Source organism: Streptomyces sp. SID14436 (genome assembly GCF_010548465.1).
Lineage (GTDB): Bacteria > Actinomycetota > Actinomycetes > Streptomycetales > Streptomycetaceae > Streptomyces.
The window spans coordinates 1-1,736 of record NZ_JAAGMD010000082.1 but is presented as its reverse complement, the minus strand read 5'-3'; the positions used below and the strand labels follow the sequence as shown (position 1 = coordinate 1,736).

At 76.3% G+C, this 1,736-nt stretch carries 1 protein-coding gene; it reads left to right on the top strand.

Annotated elements, in window-relative coordinates; translation table 11 throughout:
* Positions 1 to 1,533: TOMM precursor leader peptide-binding protein (locus tag G3I53_RS03045; protein ID WP_164437996.1), on the top strand; the 1,533-nt coding region annotated here is incomplete at its 5' end.
* Between the last annotated feature and the right edge of the window lie 203 nt (positions 1,534 to 1,736).

Below are 1,736 nucleotides of genomic sequence, written 5' to 3'. Positions count from 1 at the left end.
TCGCCGTCCGCGGACCCGGCGGACCGGGCGCTGCCCCGGGTGACCCGGCTGGACCTGGCGAACCTGACGGTGCGGACGTATCCGCTGCTCGCCGACCCGCTGTGCCCGTCCTGCGCCGGGCGGCCCCGGCCGCGGGCCGCGCACGAGGTGCGGCCGCTGTCGCTCGTCCCGCGTCCCAAACCGGACCCGGACGGCTACCGGCTGCGGCCGGCCTCCGCGCACCCGCTGCCCACCGACGCGCTGGCCAACCCGGTGTGCGGTGCGCTCGGCGCCGGCACCTGGACCGACGTCACCTCGTCCACCACGGCACCGGTGGCCGGCAGCGCCTTCGTGCGGGGGTACGCGGGGCTGCACGACGTCACCTGGAGCGGGCAGGAGAACTCCTTCGCCACCAGCCGCCGGCTGGCGTTCCTGGAGGGGCTGGAGCGGTACGCGGGCACGCACCGGCGCGGCGGCTCCGCCCCCGTGACCGGCAGCTACGAGGAGGTGAAGGCCGACGCGGTGGACCCCGCGGTGTGCGGGCTGTACGCCCCGGAGACCTACCGGGACGATCCGCTGGTGGAGCCCTTCGACCCCACGAAGCCCATCCCGTGGGAGTGGGGCTGGTCGCTGCGCGACGCACGGCCGGTGCTGGTGCCGTCGCGGCTGGTCTACTACAGCATCCCGACGGCGGGCGACAACTTCGTCTTCGAGTGCTCCAACGGCTGCGCCATCGGCGGCTGCACGGAGGAGGCGGTACTGGGCGGCCTGCTCGAACTCGTCGAGCGGGACGCCTTCCTCAACGCCTGGTACGGGGCGGCCCGGCTGCCCCGCGTCGACCTGGCCACCGTGGGCAGCGCCACGGCCACCGCGATGGCCGAGCGGGCGGCGCTGCAGGGCTACGACGTCCACGTCCTCGACAACCGGATCGACCTGGCCGTGCCGGCCGTCACCGTGGTCGGGGTCCGCCGGGACGGCGGGCCGGGCACCCTGTCGTTCGCGGCGGCGGCCTCCCTGGACCCGCGCGCGGCGATCGAGGGCGCCCTGTCCGAGGTGCTCAGCTACATCCCGCACCTGGCCCGGCAGACCGCCGAACGGCGCACCGAACTGGAGGCCATGGCCGACGACTTCGCCCTCGTCCGGCATCTGAAGGACCACCCCCAGCTGTACGGCCTGCCGCGGATGGCCCGGTACGCGGCGCGCTACCTGGAGCCGTCGCCACCCCGGCCGTTCGAGGAGCTGTACGGGGACTGGGAGCGGCACGGCCGCCCCCGCACCGGCGATCTGCGCGACGACGTCGTCGCCGTCGTGGACGAGCTGGTGACGGCGGGCCACGACGTGATCGTCGTCGACCAGACCTCACCCGAGCAGGAGCGGATGGGGCTGCGGACGGTCGCCACCGTGGTGCCGGGACTGCTGCCGATCGACTTCGGCTGGAACCGGCAGCGGGCCCTGCTGATGCCCCGGCTGCGCACCGCGCTGCGCCGGGGCGGGCACCGGGAGAGCGACCTGACCGACGCGGAACTCCTCCGGGCCCCGCACCCCTTCCCCTGACCCGACGTCCCCGTCCGGGTCCTCCCACCGCACGCGGGAGGACCCGGCCCGAACGGAAGCGCGCCGATGAACCCACCGTCCGGCCCCGTCCCGTCCCCCGACGCCCGCGCCGTCCCGCCCGGCCGGGCGGACGGCGGTGCCGCTCCGCCGGGCGCGCGGTCCCTGCTCGACCGCGCGGGGGACGTGCTGCGGCCCGCGCTCGC